Genomic DNA, 19,309 nt, shown 5'->3' with positions numbered 1-19,309 from the left:
GGATTTTGTTTTTGGCGTTCATGTGCAAGAGGGTTGGCTATTACCAGAAACACCCGAAGTGCTTGGGGATGAATATGAATTGGGCAAGAAAGCCTACAAAAAATTTCAAGCCTTGAAACCTATACTCTCTGACCTAGAATCGTTAGGCTTCGAACGATTAAGAAAGGAAGCATATGTACACTACGATAAGTATTATGGAACGGAAATCCCTGTTCAATATGACTTACATCTCCACAAAGACTTCACGGGAGATAAATCGATGTTCAAAAAGAACTGGGAAAAACCATATTTCCAATTGGTGAAAATCGTTCAGGAATCGAATGCTGGAATAAATTCGATGTGGATTGAAGGTAGAGGGGAAGATCCCCGAGTTATTGTTATCAATGACATTTCGGAAATCGAAAGCAAGGAGCAATTGGTAGAGTATATGATAAGGGATAATAATTTCATCGAAGAGCGGTTGTTTTCGTTGGAGATGGAAGGGGTATTTGGAGTAGGATGAAGACGAAAAATAAATGAAATTGCCTGTTACCTTGAAATCGAGTCTTTATGAATCGGGGGCAAACCATTAATAATAGTATTGAACTAATGAGTAATGGAGGGAAGCCGTAGACAAAGCGAATACAATCATTTATAAGTGGGGGTAAGTCATTGAAAATCAATAACGAGGAAGATGTAATACAATCAATAAAAGAAGATGAGTGGATGATGGATATACTAAAGGCTGTAAAAACGTTGAATTTGCCTGATTGGTGGATCTGTGCAGGGTTTGTTCGTTCAAAAATATGGGATGTCATTCATAATTATAATTGGAGAACTCCATTACCTGATATTGATGTGATTTACTTTGATACAAATAATGTATGTGAAGCAGAGGAGGAAAAGATCGAGGAAAACCTAAAAACTATTATTACCAGTATCCCTTGGTCAGTAAAAAATCAGGCGCGAATGCATACCAAAAGCGGTATGACTCCCTATTCCTCTTCCGTTGACGGCATCTCTAATTTCCCTGAGACAGTCACATCCTTGGGAGTGAAGATTAACGAAAATGATGATGTAATATTAACAGCTCCTTGGGGGGTTGATGATGTTGTAAATTTAGAAGTAAGACCGACACCAGTTTATGATACAAAAGAAAGAAGAGAATTTTACATACATAGAGTTATAACAAAAAACTGGAGTGAAAAGTGGGATAGGTTGAAGGTGTACGGTATTCCTACCTCTAAATAAAATTACAAATGCGAAAGTGAAATATTTATTGAAGTCATCTTGAATTCGAGTCTTCAACTAAAAGGGGCTAATCTTCAACAAAGGATTCACTAACTTATTCCGGATTAGTATGTGGCTAGAAGACTTTTCTTCTAGAGAACAGGTTTATTTTGTCCTTTATGATAAAATTAAGCATAGTTGGATTGTAAAATAAATACAAACATAAAAATAGAAAGAGACTTACCGTTAGGGATGATTTTGCTACCCCATGGATTTTTAATAGTAATATTGTTTGGATTGTTTTGAACGTAAAGAATGGTATTGATAAAAAGTTAAATAAGGAGGTTCAATCCCAATGTAAATACACCCTTTTTTCATCGATTTCGAAAACGATAAAAAAGGGGTAGTTAAAAATGAAGTCTTCATCCTTTCGGTTTTTATGGATTGGGCAAGCGTTGGCCAATCTTGGTGATGTGTTTTATATTGTCGGTCTAATATCTATTATGTACACAGTTTCACAGTCAGCTTTTTACTTAGCTTTGCTTCCATTTATTAATACATTTGGACGGTTTATCAGTGGGTATCTCTCACCACTATTGTTTAATAAATATCCATTAAAGACACTTTTATCTGGATCACAAAGTAGTAAAACCTTTTTCTTGCTAGTTTTAGCGTCTTTGACCACAGTACAATCTCATGGTTCCATTATGTTTATCCTTTTATTTATTTTCATTATCGCCTTCTTAGATGGATGGGCAGCACCTGCTAGCCGTGCGATGCTTCCTAGGTTAGTCAATAAGGAGGAAATAATAAAAGCGAATAGTTTCTTCTCAGTGATCACTCAAATCATTCAACTTGGTGGATGGGCTTTAGGAGCCATACTGGTAGTCTGGATAGGCGATCAGACTGTCATATGGCTATCGTTTATTTTGTTTATCATATCCTCTGGCTTAATGATGCTGATTAATGATTCAACAGAATTTCGCCTTCCAAAGGAAAAGCATCCTATCGGAACTGTTTTAAAAGAAGGTTGGAAAGTCATTTGGCACACACCTATTTTTAGAAAAATACATGTGGTGATCTTTATTGAATCCATAGCGAATGTGGTATGGATTGCTGCCATCATTTATGTTTTTGTTTCTGAGGTTCTTAAGAAAAGTGAAGCATGGTGGGGCTATATAAATACAACTTTCTTTTTTGGTCTTCTCATTGGTGGTTTGTTTTGCACGAAGTACTCCTCGATCATTGAGAAGAACTTGAAAAAATTGCTGATATTTACTTCATTCAGTGTAAGCGCCGTGACTTTACTTTTTGGTTATAATAGTATCGCCTGGATGGCCTTAGTTTTATCTGTATTATATGGCATAGTTGAGCAAATTAAGTCCATAACCATGGAAGCTTACCTTCAAAATGAGGCATCTTCCGATGACTTGCCAAAGATTTATGGAGCCCAAGGAGCATTAACTTCATTAACGTTTGGTTTTGCTTCTTTATTGCTAGGTGGAATGGCGGATGTTTTTGGTGTACAGTATGTTTTTCTATTTGCAGGTACCTTATTAGCGATAGCTGCCGTTTATCTTGTGGCTTCAAAACAAAGTTTCCCAATAACTTATAGCAATGATTATGAAACATAACCCAAAGAAAAGACTGCACTATTCAATTGTGTAGTCTTTCGCTTATTAATATTTGAGCCCATGTAATTGGTAATATGCAAAAGAGTCACTTGCGTAATGTAAGAAGAGATGAGTTTAGAGTTTAACATGTTCATTCTTATCTTGAAATCGAATCTTACAACAAACGAATTATTAATCGGGAGTGTGCTTTTGCGTTGTTTATGTAAGAATAAAGAAACATTTAATTTAAAGGTACCTGCAGAGAATCTTAAAGGGAGCTATCCCCGAGTTGGTTATTCCTTTGAAATACTGGAAGCTGCCACTTTCAAGCACTCCTTTCCAACTTTCTATACTTATCGCTATAAGTTTGACACGATTTAGGAGCGATCCATATATGAGAATTTACCCTTGCGCGTGTTTTATTATGAAGGGAATAAATCCTTTCTGTCGAATTAGTTCGATAGGAGGGAGGTGATGGAATGCAGCACCCATCATCAAAGCTTGATTATCTTATTGTTTACCTGGAAACCCTTTCAAAAATTAAAAGCGGGGATGAAGAAACGTATCCTGCGTGGGTTAATGAAAAGATGCAACAAACATGTGAACAGATTGAAGCCTTAAGCAAACAACTTTACTAAATTATGGCATCCCATAACGGGGTGCTTTTTCATGCTAACAAAACTATTGAAGAAATTGGTACAAGGGGAAGGTGTTATGAACAATTGAACCATTAGGGAAGTTAAAGAAGAGATAGTATTTCGAGGTGCAACTTGGAAAAAATGAACCTGCCATTTTTTTAATGCAACTTCCGTGAGAGGGATACCTTGCTCGAATGAAATGGATAAAATAAAGGGACTGCGTTTTGTGAAGGACTATCCTCAAGTTGAATTTCCCGAAGTGCTATTGGAAAGTATTAAATACTTGTTCGACAAAAACCAAGCTTGAATCTACGCTTATATTCTTTCATAATTATACCCTTATAATTAATGATATTCTGGACATGATAAACAGAGAAAAAAGAGAAAAAGTGGAAATTGTAGAACTGTTGTAATTTTTCTAAAAAAAATGTAAACTTTTAATTGATGTAAGCGGTATCTATTGGTTTGTCGGTCTTCAGAACTATAGGCAGACCAGCTTTTAATCAATCGAAATTACATAAATACGAAGGAGGCAAAAAATGAAGAAATTATCATTATTCAGTTTCATCATCCTTATCGCTATGAGTATGGTTCTTGCAGCTTGTGGCGAAAGCGGAAATGGCGGCTCTTCTAGCAGCGACAATGGTGGAGACGGTGGCGAGTCTGGCGGAGAAGCTATGACGAACTTGACTATGGGAACCGGCAGTGTCGGTGGCGTTTACTACCCACTTGGCGGGGAGATGGCTAACCTCCTAAAAGACAAGATTGAGATGGAGGGTTTCGATGTAAGTTCTGTTGAATCTGGAGCTTCTGTCGAAAACATCGCTAAAGTACAAGCAGGTAAATTTCAATTGGGTATTGCTCAAAATACAACGATGATCAACGCTGTTGAAGGAACAGGCAACTTCGAAGGCAAGGACGTTGGCAAAGTAGGCGTTATTGGCTCTCTATATCCAGAAGGACTTCAGGTTGTTACGCTAGGAAAAACAGGTATCGAATCTATTGAAGATCTTAAAGGTAAAAAAGTAGCCGTTGGACCTCCAGGTGGGGCGACGCGTGAAGCAGCTGAACTTGTCCTTTCTGCATACGGACTTGAAGAAGGCGACTACCAAGCGTTTGAAGAAGGATTCGGAGATGCTAAAAGTAAACTGCAAAACGGTACAATTGATGCTTCCTTCGCTGTTGTAGGCGTGCCATCTTCTACAACTGACGAATTGCACGCGGCTACAAAAGACGTGAAATTCCTCAATATCGAAGGAGAAGCTCTTGAAAAAGTAACAGACAAAAGTCAATATGAAGCCTATACTATGGAGCCGGGGACTTATGACTGGCAAGAAGAACCTGTTCAAACCATTACAGCGATGGCTCTTCTTATTGGTTCAACCGAACAAATCAGCGAAGATCTTGCATACGAAATGACGAAAACTTTGTATGAAAATTCTAGTGAAATGACAATAGCACAAGCGAAGCTGATTACGAAAGATAATGCTCTCAAAGGGGCGAAAGACCTTCCCCTTCACCCAGGAGCAGAGAAGTACTTTAAAGAAGCAGGTATTATTGAATAAACCCGCAATGAAAAGAACCGGACAAATCGATGTCCGGTTCTTTCACCTTATATTCCATGTGGGAAACGGAGGAGAGACCCTTGACTACAACAGATACCAAAGAAGTCGACAAGCAAGAACTCATGTCTAAATATGATAAAGAAAGTAACTTCCGAACAAATTTAGGGATTTGGGGATGGCTGACACTCCTCCTCGGAAGTGCTTTGACCATTTTCCAATTGTACACGGCCTATCGCGGCGCATATGTATCCATGATCCAAGGAGCTGTCCACCTTGGTGCAGCACTATGTTTAGTGTATCTTCTTTATCCTATCAAATCCTCATGGTCAAAAAGAAAAGGCATTCCCTGGTATGATGTCGTTTTAGCTGGAGCTGCACTTTATACAAACTTCTACATCATTCAAAACTACGACCGATTAATTAATGATGCCATTATTTTCGGATTTACGTATATGGACCAAATTGTAGCAACAGCAGGTGTGCTTCTTTTATTGGAAGCGACTCGCCGTGTTGTAGGTCTGCCGATTGTCATCATCGCGATTATTGCACTTTTATACGGTCTATACGGGAATTTCATCCCTATTATCGGGCATGCGGGGAATGACTGGCCAACACTCGCAACGGAAATGTTCTTTAGTTCAAGCGGCATTTTTGGTATACCGATTCAAATTTCATCTACTTATATTTTCTTATTTCTCTTTTTCGGGGTCATTTTGGTCAAAACGAATATTGGCCAGTTTTTCAACGACATCGCTCTGCGTCTAACAGGACGTTACACGGGCGGAACAGCAAAAGCTGCTGTTGCAGCAAGTGGACTCCAAGGAATGGTGAGTGGTAGTTCCGTGGCCAATACCGTCGGATCTGGGTCATTTACGATTCCAATGATGAAAAATGCTGGTTTTAAACCACACTTTGCCGCTGCAACGGAAGCCTCCGCATCTACTGGCGGACAATTGATGCCGCCGATCATGGGAGCTGCCGCTTTTATCATGGCTTCTTATACAGGTATTCCTTACAACGACATTATCGTAATTGCCATTATTCCAGCCATCTTGTATTTCAGTGGTGTGTTCTTAGGAACTCACTTCGAGGCTCGTAAACAAGGGATTCGCGGGTTACCAAAAGAAGAGCTGCCGAAAATGAGTAACTTAGTGAAGCGCCTGGACTTGTTCCTCCCGCTTTTTATCATTATCGGATTCTTATTGATCGGATTCACTCCGACATATGCGGCGTTATTCGCCATCGCAGCAGCATTTTTAATCAGCTTTTTACGTAAAGACACGAGGATGTCTTTTAAAGGTATTATCTATATCCTTGAAGAAGGTGCCCGAGTAGCTTTACCCGTTATTGCAGCGTGTGCGACAGCAGGAATTATCGCTGGAACTGTAACTACGACAGGTCTTGGGCCAAAGATCGCTGGTGGGATTATTGATCTAGCTCAAGGGCAATTTTTCCTTGTCATGTTCTTTACCATGATTGCGTGTATCATCCTAGGAATGGGATTGCCAACTACCGCGAACTACGTTGTGACAGCAACCATGGCCGCACCAGCCTTGTTAGCCTTTGATGTACCTGTCATTGCTGTACACATGTTCGTATTCTATTTCGGTATTGTAGCCGATATTACACCTCCTGTTTGTTTAGCCGCTTATGCAGGCGCAGGAATAGCTGGAGCTAACCCGATGAAAGCTGGAGTGACTGCAGTCAAACTCGCAATTGCTGCATTCATTATTCCTTATATTTTCGTCTCCCAACCGATTTTATTACTTCAAGGAGACGCTAACTTCCTGAACGTAACGATTGGCGTTACGACAGCAATGTTAGGAATGGCGAGTATTAGTGCCGCCATGATTGGTTATTTTGTTACTAAAGTTAATTGGCTCGAACGGATTATTATGAGCGTAAGTGGGTTGATGCTTGTTTATCCGAACTACATTATTTCATTCGCTGGTCTAGCCATTTTTGCTGGAATTGCCGTCTATCAGGTGGTTCGAAGCAAGAAAGATGATTCTGATAAACAGCAACTCAAGACTCATAATAACTAGAAAAAGAGTGGGCGAGAGCCCACTCTTTTTTGTTCTTATAATGGATCGATATTGGAGCTATTAGAGCTAATTGAATGACTTCCACAGTTCCTTATTTTCCATTTGCATGTTAAGTAAGAAAATAGTCGTGGTAATAGATCGTATTAAAATGAGTATGCGTCTCCATCATCTGGAACTAAAACATTAGAGGAGATACCTTTTTCATTAGCAAAGCTCTTTAATTCTTCTCTTGATAATGTCCAGTGATTAACAGCTTCCATATGGACAGCAATAATTTTTGAGTTAGGAGCAGTCTTATACACTTCATAGACATCATCTTTTCCCATAACCAAAGAACCTCCTTCAAAGAATTGATTATCTCCAGCATTTACCACAATAATGTCAGGTTTATGTGTGTCGATTTCCGTTTGAACTTCCTCATACCAAACCGTATCTCCAGCAACATATAAGGTTTTCTCCGAGGAATGTTTGAAGACAACACCACATACAAGACCGGCAATTTTTAAGATTTCACCTCTTCCATGTTCGCCTTTAGTTTTTATCAATTGGATACCTTCAAACACAGTATCTTCTTGTAAAACCTCTACATTTTGGAATCCATCGTTGCGAATTTCTGACGCATCGTCTTCATTCTTGGAGAATATTTTAATTTCTTTTGGCAATGCTTCTTTGGCAGCATCATCCCAGTGATCGGGATGCAGGTGAGTGACGATCACCGCATCAATATCTTGAATAATACTTTCGATGGATAGTGGTAAGCTTACCAAAGGATTGTTCTGATCTTGTCGTGGTGCGTTGGGGAAAGGCGGGAAAGTCCGTTTCTCAGCAAGCATTGGATCGATTAAAAACTTTTTCCCAGCGTATTCAACCACTATTGTCGCATTTCGAATTTGGTGGATATTCATATCTGATTTCTCCTTTTCTTTCTAAATTACTAGGTTCAATGTATATTCTACAATATGACCCATAAATGGATATATGGAATTAATAAAGTCTTTTGAACGTTTGACTTTGTTTTTGAAAGGAGTTAAAGACATGTTGGATAGAACGGATTTTCTTATCATAGATGAACTTTCCAAGAACAGTCGGATTACAATGAAGGATTTAGGCAAGAAAGTCCACTTATCAGGACCAGCTGCATCAGCAAGGGTGATTAAATTGGAAGAGAGTGGGGTTATTGAGGGTTATACGATTAATATTAATCAAGCAAAAATGGGGTACCCTGTTCACGCAATCCTTCATATTTATACCAAGAATCCAAATCACCAACCTTATCTGTACTTCATAGAAAAACAACATCGTTATGTCGTAAACAATTACAAAGTTAGTGGAGAAAGTTGTTACCTCCTCGAATGCAGATTTCCATCCAACGAGGTATTAGATGAATTTTTGACAGTCATAAGTAATTATGTGAGCTACAAATTATCGATCGTTATTAAATAAAAAATTCGTATGAAAAAGTATACTTAAACTAACGGGTGTGTGCGCGGTTAAAAATCTTCACTAAAATATCTTGAATTCAAGTCTTCACTTAAAGGGGGCTTTAGTTGAATTAGCCAAATATAAAAAAAGAGGAACTTCCATAAAATTGGAAGTTCTTTTTTGTAGTAATATCAACACTAAACTTTAACAGAGCCAAAAAGCAAAAAAATCCTCTTTATTTAGTGCCGCCATAAAGCATTAATTATTTTCAGGGTAGCCTTTTATATTTCTAATAGGAACCAAGGTTATTCTTCGCTTTCAGAGTCAGACCCTTCAGAGCCTGAATCGTCTTCCATGTTACTGTTTTCACCAGAATCTTGTTCTTCTGTTTGGTCCCCATTTTCCGTGTCACCCTCATCTTCACCGCCGCCACAAGCTGCCAATGTGAGTACTGAAGTCAAACCTAAAGCTAGCATCCATTTTTTCAACATATAGAAAGTCTTCTTTCAAAATAGGGTACACCTCTTATATATCCCGTACATGTAAAGGAGAGATGAACAGAACATAAATAAATGGTAAATTAGTGAAATCAGGATTTGATCCAAGCATTTTTACTATATCCTCTTTGTTCCCAATATCCTGTATGTTCATGATCAATTAACTCTATACGGTTTAACCATTTGACGGATTTATACGCATACATGTCAGGGACAATGAGGCGTACGGGTCCTCCGTTACGGTTTTCAATCAGTTCCCCGTCAATCAGCATCGCGACCATGACATTCTTGTCCATGGCCTGTTCAATCGAGAGGGTGTCAGTATAAACTCCGTCTTGAGAATAAAATTTTACTTGCTTTGCCCCATCTTTAATTCCTGCTAGATCAAGCAAATCTTTCAGTTTAATCCCTTCCCACGTAACATCATATACACTCCAGCCGGTCACACAATGAAAGTTGGAAACTTGCACATCTCGATTTAAGTTGACAAATTGCTTCCAATTCCAAGATTGAGGCTGGTTGACTAAACCATCAATGGTGAAGGAAAAGTTCTCATCTGTAACCTCAGGCATCGTTGTCACTGTATAATATCTGAAATTCCCTCTTCGTCCTCCTCCGATCGGCGGTTTAGAGCTCGGGGCAGGCGCAGGCAAAGGGGAGAAAGTTTCAGTTAAAGGCAGGGGAGAGGACGGCTGGGATGTTGTTGTCCCTAGATATGGTTTTATCCATTGATAGATAAAGGGGGTGAAGATTAAGGCGATTGTGGCTCCTGTCCCTCTTCGTAAAAGAGTTCGCCTGTTCATGATGGGATTCCCCTTTTCAATGACCATCCGTTTCTCCTGAATTTTTTTTAACCGGCGTTTTTCGATCGCTTTGAACCACTGGCTGCGCGTAATGCTGTGGTAGATGAGATAAGGAACACCGAACCATGTCATGATGTCATGGACAATAAGCGCAAATGAACCAAATCCAGGACTGAAATTTCGATGGAAGGTTAACACGAACCCGGATAGGGTCAAGGCAATTAATACGAATAATACTAGATAGAGATTTTGACGATTGGCTTTACGTTTACGTAGGGTTTGCAAATGACGGACCATTTTAGGGCCATAGATTACTAAAGGTAAAACACTGATCATACCAATCCAAATATGACTGTCTTTGACCCAGATCCGGACTTGAGGAAGCCATTGTCTGAAGTCGGAGGAGACAAGAATCAACCCTGTAAAGGCAAGAAAGGTAAACAGGGCTGCATTCCAGTGGTGAATCTGCTTCAGTTTTTGCCCGATCTTTTTTTGCCGTGTATAAAAGATGCTTTTATCCATAATTCACTCCCCCTCTAAAGGCAAAGCTATTTGAAAAGTAGCTCCTTCTCCTAGTTCGCTTAAAACGCTGATGGTCCCGCCGTGAGCTTCAACGATATGCTTCGCTATTGATAGACCAAGCCCCGTTCCTGCGTATTTCTGGTTGCGTGAGGCTTCTACCCGATACGTTCGCTCGAAAATGAGCACTTGATGCTCTTCTGCAATCCCTTCTCCATAATCCTTTACTTCTATCAAGAGAGTATCTTTCACTTGATGTATTCGTATATCAATATCCGTGTCAGGCTTTGAATGACGGAGGGCATTATCCAATAGGTTAATCATGACCCTTTTCATTTTCTCACGGTCGATATAAACTTCTTTTATATTTTCAGGTAAGTCGATGTTGACCTGCCTGCCTTGTTCTTCAAGGATAAAACGTTTATGTTCCAAGACTTCCAGTAACCATTGGTCAATTAAAACGTGCCCCTTGTGAAGGTCTACACGGCCTGAATCATATATCGATAGTTCAAAAAGCTGCTGAATCATATGATCAAGTCGTTCCACTTCGAGGGAAATGGTATGCATGTATTGAGCTTTTGATTTGGGATCCTCAACAACACCATCTTGAATCGCTTGAATGAAAGCGCGGATGGATGCCATAGGAGTGCGGAGGTCGTGCGAGATGTTGGCAACTAATTCTCTTCGTGTATGTTCAGCTTGCTGAATCTGTCTGAAAGATTCTCGTAATCGCTGGTTCATGTCATTAAACTGACGAGTTAGAAACCGGATTTCTTTCGGTCCTTCTTCCGGGATAGGTGTGCCGAAATCATTACCAGAGATCTGACTGGCTTCATCGGATAGTCTTTGGATAGAGCGCTCCACAGGGGAGGTGAGGAGATAATAGACAACGAAAGATAAGGCAGCTGAACCAATGGTGAGTAAGGAAAGCCACCCAATCATCTTTACTGATAAAAGCATAGAGAAGTAACTGATGATGAGAAACGTGCTCATCAAAAGAATACTGCTCCCGTTGGCTAGTAAAAATATGGTTTTAATTTTCATTTTGATTCCCCCGGATCAAACTTATAACCAATGCCCCACACCGTTTGTAAAAGTGTGGGGTGGGAAGGATCCTTCTCTATTTTTTCCCGTAGTCTCCTCAAATGTACTGTTACTGTCGTCGTATCTCCATCGTAAGCTGTATCCCAAACTTGGTTGAGAAGCTGACTGCGCGAGAAAACTTGTTTGGGATGAGTAACAAGCAAAAGGAGCAAATCAAACTCTTTGACGGTTAGACTGACAGGTAGGTGATGAGCTGTGACGTCTCTCGTGCTTGTATTTAAAACAATTCCCCCTGCTTCAATCGTTTCCTCTGTTTCGTTTGAACTCGGACGTGAGGAATCGATCAAGCGAAAGATCGATTTAACTCTTAAAACAAGCTCCTGTGGATTGAAAGGTTTGCTCATATAATCATTGGCTCCGATAGTTAAACCGAATAACCGGTCATAATCTTCGGATTTGGCTGTAAGCATGAGAATCGGTGTTTCATCTTTTAATCGAATAGTCTCACACACCTGCCAGCCATCGATTCTGGGCATCATCAAATCCAATATGATAAGGTCTGGCTTGTATATTCGCCATTGATCGAGTGCTGCTTGTCCATCCGTCGCTGTGAAAATATCGAAGCCTTCTCGTTCCAAATAGCGTTTGCATACATCGACAATGCTAGGCTCATCATCAGCGATCAATACAGATTTCTTATTCACACTTCATCCCCCTTTTTCGGTACTCTATTGTGTTTATCATAGCATAAGGGGGAGCAGACAATTATTGATCATCCATGGAGTCGTCCTCATTCATATTATCGTTATTTTCCATTTCTGAGTTTTCCTCATTCATATCATCTTTGTTCTCCATATCCGAGTCTTCTTCACTCATATCTTCTTCCATATCCGAATCTTTTTCACTATCCATTTCTTCATCCATGTCACCTGAGTCACTATTCATGTCTTCTTCACTATCCATTTCTTCTTGTTGCTCATCTTCCATCTGGTCACCATCGTCGGTTCCAGATCCGCAAGCAGCGAGGGTGAATACAGAGAATATTCCTAAGATCAACATCCATCTTTTCATTTTGTAACACTCCTTTCGATTTGTATTCAGTGTAAATCACAAGGCTTACAGATCACTTAAGGAATCCTTACAAAAGTATTAAGAGTGAAGGGAAGTATTAAAAAGTCCTTAACCAATCGAATAGCAAATGATTTCCATACAATGGGTAATCATACCTGTATGAAATTAAATGAGGTGTGCACATGGAGAACAACGTCAGTCGGTGTAAGGGTTCGGAAACCGTATTTCTTCTAAAGCCTTCTTCATCAAAGTATTCATAAGATCTTTTTCTATAATCGGGGTGGGTCATAACTCACCTGTCTACATAGTAGATCCGGCACAGGCAATCGGAATAGTCTTCGTTACAATAGGTCTATCAGCTGCTCTAACACGATTGAAATCGAATAAAGTGTGATGTGAATAAGCGTAGAGCTCCTCTTTATGGTCCTTTCAGACTTTTTATTCTATTAAAAAAGCAAGGTGTCTTTTTTTTTATTTTTCACTTTGACAAGCCTAACCCCTTCACTTATAATGATAATCGTTATCAATGAAAACGTTTATCAATTATTATAAAGTGGAAGGGTTGGGAAAATGAAGCGCTGTCTATCAAGTTTCATCCTAGTATTACTACTATTTATACTTACACCTAACATGACTGGTGCGACGACCGGTCAGCCCGTTCAAGGTTTGCTTGTTCCGGTAGAAGAAGCGATTACATATGCAAAGGCAGGTAAGACGACCGAAGCAGAACAAGAATTATCTGAACTCCATGAGAAGTGGGAAGAGGTTGAAGAGCAAATAGAAGAGTCCTCTCCAGAAGCTTATGAAAAAATTGAGTCTGCGATGGCCAAAGCGGAAGCTCTGGCTCAAAGTGAGGATGCGGAGAAGCTAAGCGAGGCATTAGAAGCTCTGGAAGGAACGCTAAGGTCTTATGGAACAGACGGAAGTGACTCTTTCCGAAATGCCCCTGGAGCAAAAGCGCTTCTAGGATACGCACATGAGTTGGAAGAAGCGAAAGAGTCCGTCGAGTCAGGCGAATGGAATTCGGCGAAGCAAGAGTATGAGGAATTCCATGAAGGCTGGGAAGGCGTAGAGGATTCTGTTCGTGAATCGGACGCGGAAGCATATGAAGCGATTGAAACAAACATGGGCTTGGTACAGGCTTCCCTGGATGCTGAGTCCGATGCTGAGAAAGCCGAAAAAAATCTGGAGAAATTGATTGAATCCATCCGGGCGTATGCAGAAGGAGAAGAGTCGGAAGCGGCTGTCGATCCAGAACAAAAAGGAATCTCTACTTTAGTTTCTATCCTGGGTGAAGTTCAGACAGCAATAGATTCCGGGGAAGAGGGATCAGCTGCTTTAGAGATGGAAGAATTCATATCTGTATGGCCAAGTATCGAAGGTGAAGTGAATACAAGATCTGTAGCGGTATATGAATCGATTGAAAACCAGATGACAGAAGCGCTTGGTCTACTATCTTCCAACCCTCCGAAAACAGAACAGGCACAGGAAGTTGTGGCGGATATGAAAAACCAACTGACTTCTGTTGCGGAAGAGTCGAGCTATACGATGTGGGATGCAGCAATCATCCTACTGCGGGAAGGTTTGGAAATCATTCTCGTTCTGTCTGCACTGCTGGCCTTCTTGAAATCAAGTGGAAATGAGAGCAAGAGAAAGTGGATTTGGGGCGGCGCTGGAGCAGGTGTCGTAGCTAGTATCGGTCTGGCATTTATCCTCACCACAATTGTTTCCGCAACGGTATCTGCAGAGAACCGGGAGTTCATGGAAGGAGTTACGGGACTGATAGCCGTTGTCCTCATGTTCACGGTAGGAGCTTGGCTGCATAAGAAATCCAATGTTGAAAGTTGGAACTTGTTCATCCGTGAATCAGTAGGGTCGGCGATTGCCAAAGGAAGTTTATGGTCTTTGGCTGGTGTAGCATTCATAACCGTCGTTCGTGAAGGGGCGGAGACGATCATTTTCTATATGGGGATCATTTCTGATATTTCCATGGCAAGCTTCTTCACAGGACTTGGAGTCGCGGTCCTTATCCTTGTGGTCTTAGGGGTAGCCATTTTGTACTTTAGTGTGAAAGTACCCGTGCGCGCGCTGTTTCTTGGCATTACTGTGCTCATCTACTACTTGGCGTTCAAGTTTACAGGTGAAAGTTTGCATGCCCTGCAAGTCGTAGACAAACTTCCAGCGCACACTATTTCTGGTTTACCAGAGGCTAACTTCTTAGGAATTTATCCGACTTGGGAAACAACGATTGCTCAAGCTGTTCTGCTTGCTATGATTGTCTTGCAAACGGTTCGCACAAAGAAAAATAATGAGTCTGCTTCGGAGCAAACGTCTTCAAAAGAAGTGGCTCAATAATAACAAAGACTATACTATCAGAGGGTGCCCGCAAAATATGTTAGGGCACCTTTTTTGTGGGTTAACTACGGTCACCATCTTCGGATGATGCGCGAGAGTTGTTGGTAAAAAAGGAGCTTGAACTAAACAAGACAAGGGCATTGAAGGAGCAGGGAATTAATCCGAAAAAACATAGTAAGCCAGAGTCTTAGCGTAAATCATCCAATCACCTATTGATTAGGGTGATTTTTTTATTTACAGAATGTATTGACAATTTCGTGAACCTCTGCATAAAATTAGTTTAACTCTAAAAAAGTTTCTTTAAGGAAACATTTTGACGTTAGGTGAAATTATGGTGTGGAGGTTGAAATGATGAATGTTGAACAGGGTAACCAGACAAGAGTAACCCCGAATCAATCGTTGCAGACGAATGCTCAATCCTCTTTAAAAGGAGAAGCAAGAGGAGTAAGAAGGTTTTTACCCTTTTTAGGGCCAGCATTTATTGCAGCGGTTGCCTATATCGATCCGGGAAATTATGCGACAAATATTGCGGCAGGCTCGAAGTATGGCTACACCTTACTGTGGGTTATTTTGGCTTCAAACCTTATGGCAGTATTGATTCAGATGATGTCTGCAAAGTTAGGAATAGCGACAGGGAAAAATCTCCCGGAAGTCTGTCGGGACCGTTTTTCTAAGAAGACTTCTTTCTTTCTATGGGTTCAGGCTGAACTTGTCGTCATGGCCACCGACTTGGCAGAGTTCATAGGAGCGGCGTTGGGGTTATACTTAATTTTCAATATCCCGATGGTGACCGCTGCACTAATTGCAGCCATCGGTTCATTCGCAATTTTAGAGTTGCAGAGAAGAGGAGTTCGGCCGTTAGAAGCAATTATTACCGGTATGATATTTGTGGTCGTCATTGCTTTTGGAATTCAGGTGTTTTATGCTCAGCCGGAAGCGGGGCCGATGTTAGCCGGTATGTTCACGCCAAGGTTCGAAGGAGTCGACAGTATCCTGCTATCAGCAGGAATGCTCGGAGCGACCGTTATGCCTCATGCCATTTACTTACACTCAGCATTAACTCAAAAGAGAATTGTTGGTAAAAATGAAGACGAGCGAAAACGGATTTTCAGATTTGAAATTATTGATGTGGTCATTGCCATGCTCATTGCAGGAGCCATCAATGCAAGTATGCTGATCGTTGCTGCTGCCTTATTCAATAAAAATGGATTAAACGTTGAAGATTTGGATGTGGCCTTCCATCAATTTGATCAACTATTAGGTCCGACAGCGGCCATTCTATTCGGGGTTGGTCTATTGTCAGCAGGTTTGTCCAGCTCATCTGTTGGTACGATGTCTGGTGATATTATCATGCAAGGGTACATTCGGAGAAGAATTCCTATTTATTTGCGGAGATTCATTACGATGGCTCCTCCTTTGACGATTATTCTAATGGGAATTAATCCGACAAAAGCTTTAGTGATGAGCCAGGTCGTCTTGTCCTTCGGAATCGCGTTTGCCTTAGTTCCATTAATTCTTTTTACAAGTAACAAAAAGTTGATGAGATCCCTTGTAAATAAGAAACTCACAACTTTTATTGCGTGGATTATTGCAGCGTTGATCATTATTCTGAATGTCTTCCTTCTCTATCAAACGTTGTTTGGGTAGAGATACTTTATTAACGGATTTAATACTATAGGAAGAGGATGGCTCAAGAATAGATCCTTTTGTAGCAGGGTGTTATATGCGTTTTAATAGGAGTTTCTGATGCTGTAGTTTGAGGTTTAGGGATGAAAGCATAACACGGAGGCCACATACATATGTGGTCTTTATTTATATTTCAATGATCTTTCGAAAGTTTCATCAGGTTTTATTATTTCATATACTTTAGAGTGAACAAGGCTTGTATAGATAGGTTGTGTTTGCTCGGTATGATTGTGAGGAGGATATTTCTTTATCCATTTTTGTTGAGTCGTTCTCTTTATCAATTTCAATATTTGTTAGAATACAATTTAAACCTGCAAATAGATCTGATTTTTTGTGGTACCATCAGGATTATCAAATAAGTGCAAGGGGGATTACTAAATGCTGAAAAGCAAGATGCTCTTCATTATGGCAACTATAGCTATTGCTTTAATAGGTTGTTCCCAGATGGAAGAAGGAATTTATATTCAAGGGGACATAACAGAAATTAACAAAGAAACTGGAGATATGGAAATCGAAGTCGAATCATGGACCACAGTTGGCGATGCAGAATCCTCTCCAGGGTCATATGAATTGGAAAGGAATACAAAGTCACGAATTATACGAGCTTCCAATCTACATAAATATGATGAAGGACAGAAAGTAGAAGTAAAAGTTATCAAAAATTATGACGAGGATGTCTGGGATTTAGATAAATTAAATTTTGAAATTAAAAAGTTAAATTATAATAGTGGGTGCATTAGTTGAGGTACTAGAGATATTTTAAGCTCAAAATTTCCGTAATAGGAGACCATTCTTTTTTATGGTTAATTACGACTTCAGAGGAGAGTAGTAAATACTTGGAAGTAGGATAAATGTGCTTCCTCCTGGTTTCAGCTTGATTTAAACCCTTTCGCTTGAGGGAGCTATGGTCAAGAAGAAAGGCCAATTCTTACTTAGTAGGATCATTGGAGACTCAGTTTCAAGATATAGGAGATATCTTTAGAAAAAAACGATTTACAAATACTATAGATAAATGGATAATGTAGTGAAATATCTAGCTGCAATGAAGAGAAGAGTAGGTAAATGAACATTCTTTCCAGAGAGCCCCGTCAGGTGGAAGGGGGTAAGAATGAATTACTGAACCAAACCTCTGAGCATCACATTGGAACATTTTCTGGGGATAATGTGACGGGAGCTCCCGTTATAGAGTAAGGGTATAAACAACGATGGAGTTTGTCGTACCTGAAAAGATTGATATGGTGACATATTAATAAACTGGGGTGGCACCGCGATAAAATATAATCTCGCCCTCAAGACAAATGTCTTGGGGGTGGGATTTTTTTATTTGCCAGAATCAAAATACTAACAATCATTCAAAAATGAAGGAGGATTTTGTGTGAATATAAAGAAAGTATTTTATTCGTGGAAAAACCCTTTTCTCTTACTATTCGGTATAGGATTATCAAATATAGGAGATTGGATATATTTAATTGCTTTGAATTTGATCGTATTAGATATGACGGGATCTCCTTTCGCTGTTGCAGCCCTCTATATGCTAAAACCATTCGCGACATTGTTTACTAATTTCTGGTCTGGAACAATCATAGACCGTTTAAATCAGCGGAACCTCATGGTGGAATTGGATATGGTTAGGGCTGCTCTAATCTTTATTCTTCCTTCCTTATCATCCGTTTGGCTTATATATTCAGTTGTCTTCTTGATCAATATGGCAAGTTCAGTTTTTGAGCCGGCTTCTATGACATACATAACTAAATTGATCCCTTCAGAAAAGAGAAAACGGTTTAATTCTTTCAGAAGTCTAATTGATTCTGGTGGTTTTTTGATAGGTCCTGCCCTGGCTGGTGTGCTTTTTATGTTAGGAACTCCTTACATGGCGATTTATGTAAATGCATTAACGTTTTTGGGTTCAGGATTAATGACCTTATTACTACCTCAACTACAAGATTCAACATTGAATCAAAAGAATCTTCCTAATCTTTCGTTCGGACTTTTCAAGAAAGACTGGAATGGCGTTAGGCTTTTTACTCGTAACTATCCCTATGTAATGGGAGTTTATTTCTTGTTTAGCCTCATGATGGTTATGGCTGCGGCTTTAGATTCATTAGAGGCATCTTTCTCTAGGGAGGTATTAAGGTTAACAGATGCGGAGTACGGTTTTCTGGTCAGTATTGCTGGTCTAGGTATTGCGATAGGCGCAGTAGTAAACACCGTATTTGCAAAGAAAACAACTACATCATTGTTGATTGGACTAGGGTCGCTATTTGTTTCCATAGGGTATATTGTTTACGCTTTTTCATCAAGTTTCGATATAGCTGCGTTAGGATTCGTAGTGTTATCACTATCACTCGCATTTGCAAATACAGGCTTTCATACCTTCTATCAAGAAAACATTCCTGTTAGTGTAATGGGGAGGGTAGGAAGTATTTATGGTCTTGTCGAAGCTTTTTTTATCATAATAGCTACTATTTCAATTGGTTTAACTGCTCAATTTTTATCCATTCAGTTCGCTGTAATTGCGGGATCATTTATCATGCTTTTGGTTACGGGTGTACTGTGTTTTATCAGCTTATATTTCGATGAAAATTCTGATGAAAAAATGTATGAGAATGAAACCATGAAAGTTTATGGTAAATAATATTTTGCTATTTTACTTAAAACAAAATGGTAATCTCTAGTTGGGTTTGGTTTTGTCATAACATGTTGTACCCGTTATTAGTTGGATTTTATAATTGATATTTACTATCGATAATAAATCATTAGTGAGCAATCGCTAACAAATTCGCTTGCAGCCAGGATAAGGTAATAGGGCAAATGAATTTTTAATAGGAGAGAATAGGAATGG

17 protein-coding genes and 1 other annotated feature are annotated in these 19,309 nt (G+C 39.8%); of the genes, 11 read left to right on the top strand and 6 right to left on the bottom strand.

Going from position 1 to position 19,309, the window contains the following annotated elements; all coding sequences use genetic code 11:
* The 6 genes from WAM07_RS16325 to WAM07_RS16300 form a co-directional block, all read left to right on the top strand.
* Nucleotides 1-502 (top strand): hypothetical protein (locus tag WAM07_RS16325; RefSeq protein ID WP_422168474.1); only part of this gene is annotated, 502 nt, incomplete at its 5' end.
* 149 nt (nt 503-651) lie between these two features.
* Nucleotides 652-1,230: a nucleotidyltransferase family protein gene (locus WAM07_RS16320; protein ID WP_422168473.1), complete on the top strand. Its 579-nt coding sequence runs from the start codon at nt 652-654 to the stop codon at nt 1,228-1,230.
* Between the two features lie 392 nt (nt 1,231-1,622).
* Nucleotides 1,623-2,843: an MFS transporter gene (locus WAM07_RS16315; protein WP_422168472.1), complete on the top strand. Its 1,221-nt coding sequence runs from the start codon at nt 1,623-1,625 to the stop codon at nt 2,841-2,843.
* Nucleotides 2,844-3,301: 458 nt separating this feature from the next.
* Nucleotides 3,302-3,460 (top strand): hypothetical protein, encoded by a 159-nt coding sequence (locus WAM07_RS16310; RefSeq protein ID WP_157130870.1) that lies wholly within the window; start codon nt 3,302-3,304, stop codon nt 3,458-3,460.
* A gap of 539 nt (nt 3,461-3,999) precedes the next feature.
* A complete protein-coding gene (locus tag WAM07_RS16305; RefSeq protein WP_422168471.1) occupies nt 4,000-5,025 on the top strand; it encodes a TAXI family TRAP transporter solute-binding subunit in 1,026 nt (341 codons plus the stop codon).
* A gap of 56 nt (nt 5,026-5,081) precedes the next feature.
* Complete coding sequence (locus tag WAM07_RS16300) at nt 5,082-7,070, top strand: TRAP transporter permease (RefSeq protein WP_422168476.1); 1,989 nt, start codon at nt 5,082-5,084, stop codon at nt 7,068-7,070.
* Nucleotides 7,071-7,213: 143 nt separating this feature from the next.
* Here WAM07_RS16300 and WAM07_RS16295 read toward each other — a convergent pair whose 3' ends face one another.
* Nucleotides 7,214-7,975: an MBL fold metallo-hydrolase gene (locus WAM07_RS16295; protein ID WP_422168470.1), complete on the bottom strand. Its 762-nt coding sequence runs from the start codon at nt 7,973-7,975 to the stop codon at nt 7,214-7,216.
* 130 nt (nt 7,976-8,105) lie between these two features.
* Here WAM07_RS16295 and WAM07_RS16290 point away from each other — a divergent pair, with 130 nt between their 5' ends.
* Nucleotides 8,106-8,513: an Lrp/AsnC family transcriptional regulator gene (locus WAM07_RS16290; protein WP_422168469.1), complete on the top strand. Its 408-nt coding sequence runs from the start codon at nt 8,106-8,108 to the stop codon at nt 8,511-8,513.
* Between the two features lie 284 nt (nt 8,514-8,797).
* On the opposite strand, the gene WAM07_RS16285 is transcribed toward WAM07_RS16290, so the two are convergent.
* From WAM07_RS16285 to WAM07_RS16265, 5 genes are all read right to left on the bottom strand, one after another.
* Nucleotides 8,798-8,983: a hypothetical protein gene (locus WAM07_RS16285; protein ID WP_422168468.1), complete on the bottom strand. Its 186-nt coding sequence runs from the start codon at nt 8,981-8,983 to the stop codon at nt 8,798-8,800.
* 98 nt (nt 8,984-9,081) lie between these two features.
* Entirely contained in the window at nt 9,082-10,314 is a 1,233-nt protein-coding gene (locus tag WAM07_RS16280) for a molybdopterin-dependent oxidoreductase (RefSeq protein ID WP_422168467.1), read from the bottom strand.
* 3 nt (nt 10,315-10,317) lie between these two features.
* Nucleotides 10,318-11,355 (bottom strand): sensor histidine kinase, encoded by a 1,038-nt coding sequence (locus tag WAM07_RS16275; protein WP_422168466.1) that lies wholly within the window; start codon nt 11,353-11,355, stop codon nt 10,318-10,320.
* Nucleotides 11,352-12,059, bottom strand: coding sequence for a response regulator (locus tag WAM07_RS16270; protein WP_422168465.1), 708 nt, complete (start codon nt 12,057-12,059; stop codon nt 11,352-11,354). Before WAM07_RS16270 ends, WAM07_RS16275 begins: the two co-directional genes overlap by 4 nt.
* Nucleotides 12,060-12,120: 61 nt before the next feature.
* Nucleotides 12,121-12,426 carry a hypothetical protein gene (locus WAM07_RS16265; protein WP_422168464.1) on the bottom strand — a complete coding sequence of 102 codons (306 nt, stop codon included), beginning with the start codon at nt 12,424-12,426 and terminating at the stop codon, nt 12,121-12,123.
* A gap of 570 nt (nt 12,427-12,996) precedes the next feature.
* On the opposite strand from WAM07_RS16265, the gene WAM07_RS16260 reads away from it, so the two are divergent.
* The 4 genes from WAM07_RS16260 (at nt 12,997) to WAM07_RS16245 (ending at nt 19,102) form a co-directional block, all read left to right on the top strand.
* The gene (locus tag WAM07_RS16260) at nt 12,997-14,781 is read left to right on the top strand and encodes an FTR1 family protein (protein ID WP_422168463.1); all 1,785 of its coding nucleotides are present in this window, start codon (nt 12,997-12,999) and stop codon (nt 14,779-14,781) included.
* A gap of 351 nt (nt 14,782-15,132) precedes the next feature.
* On the top strand, nt 15,133-16,428 hold the full coding sequence (locus tag WAM07_RS16255; protein ID WP_422168462.1) for an Nramp family divalent metal transporter: 1,296 nt from the start codon (nt 15,133-15,135) through the stop codon (nt 16,426-16,428).
* Nucleotides 16,429-16,845: 417 nt separating this feature from the next.
* Nucleotides 16,846-17,211 carry a hypothetical protein gene (locus WAM07_RS16250; RefSeq protein WP_422168461.1) on the top strand — a complete coding sequence of 122 codons (366 nt, stop codon included), beginning with the start codon at nt 16,846-16,848 and terminating at the stop codon, nt 17,209-17,211.
* Between the two features lie 289 nt (nt 17,212-17,500).
* Nucleotides 17,501-17,761: a binding site (T-box leader), on the top strand.
* Nucleotides 17,762-17,848: 87 nt separating this feature from the next.
* A complete protein-coding gene (locus tag WAM07_RS16245) occupies nt 17,849-19,102 on the top strand; it encodes an MFS transporter (RefSeq protein WP_422168475.1) in 1,254 nt (417 codons plus the stop codon).
* Nucleotides 19,103-19,309: the final 207 nt, after the last annotated feature.

The organism is Halobacillus sp., from assembly GCF_049282395.1.
Lineage (GTDB): Bacteria > Bacillota > Bacilli > Bacillales > Halobacillaceae > Halobacillus.
Note: the sequence above shows the minus strand (reverse complement) of the source record. Positions and strands in the feature narration are given on the sequence as shown.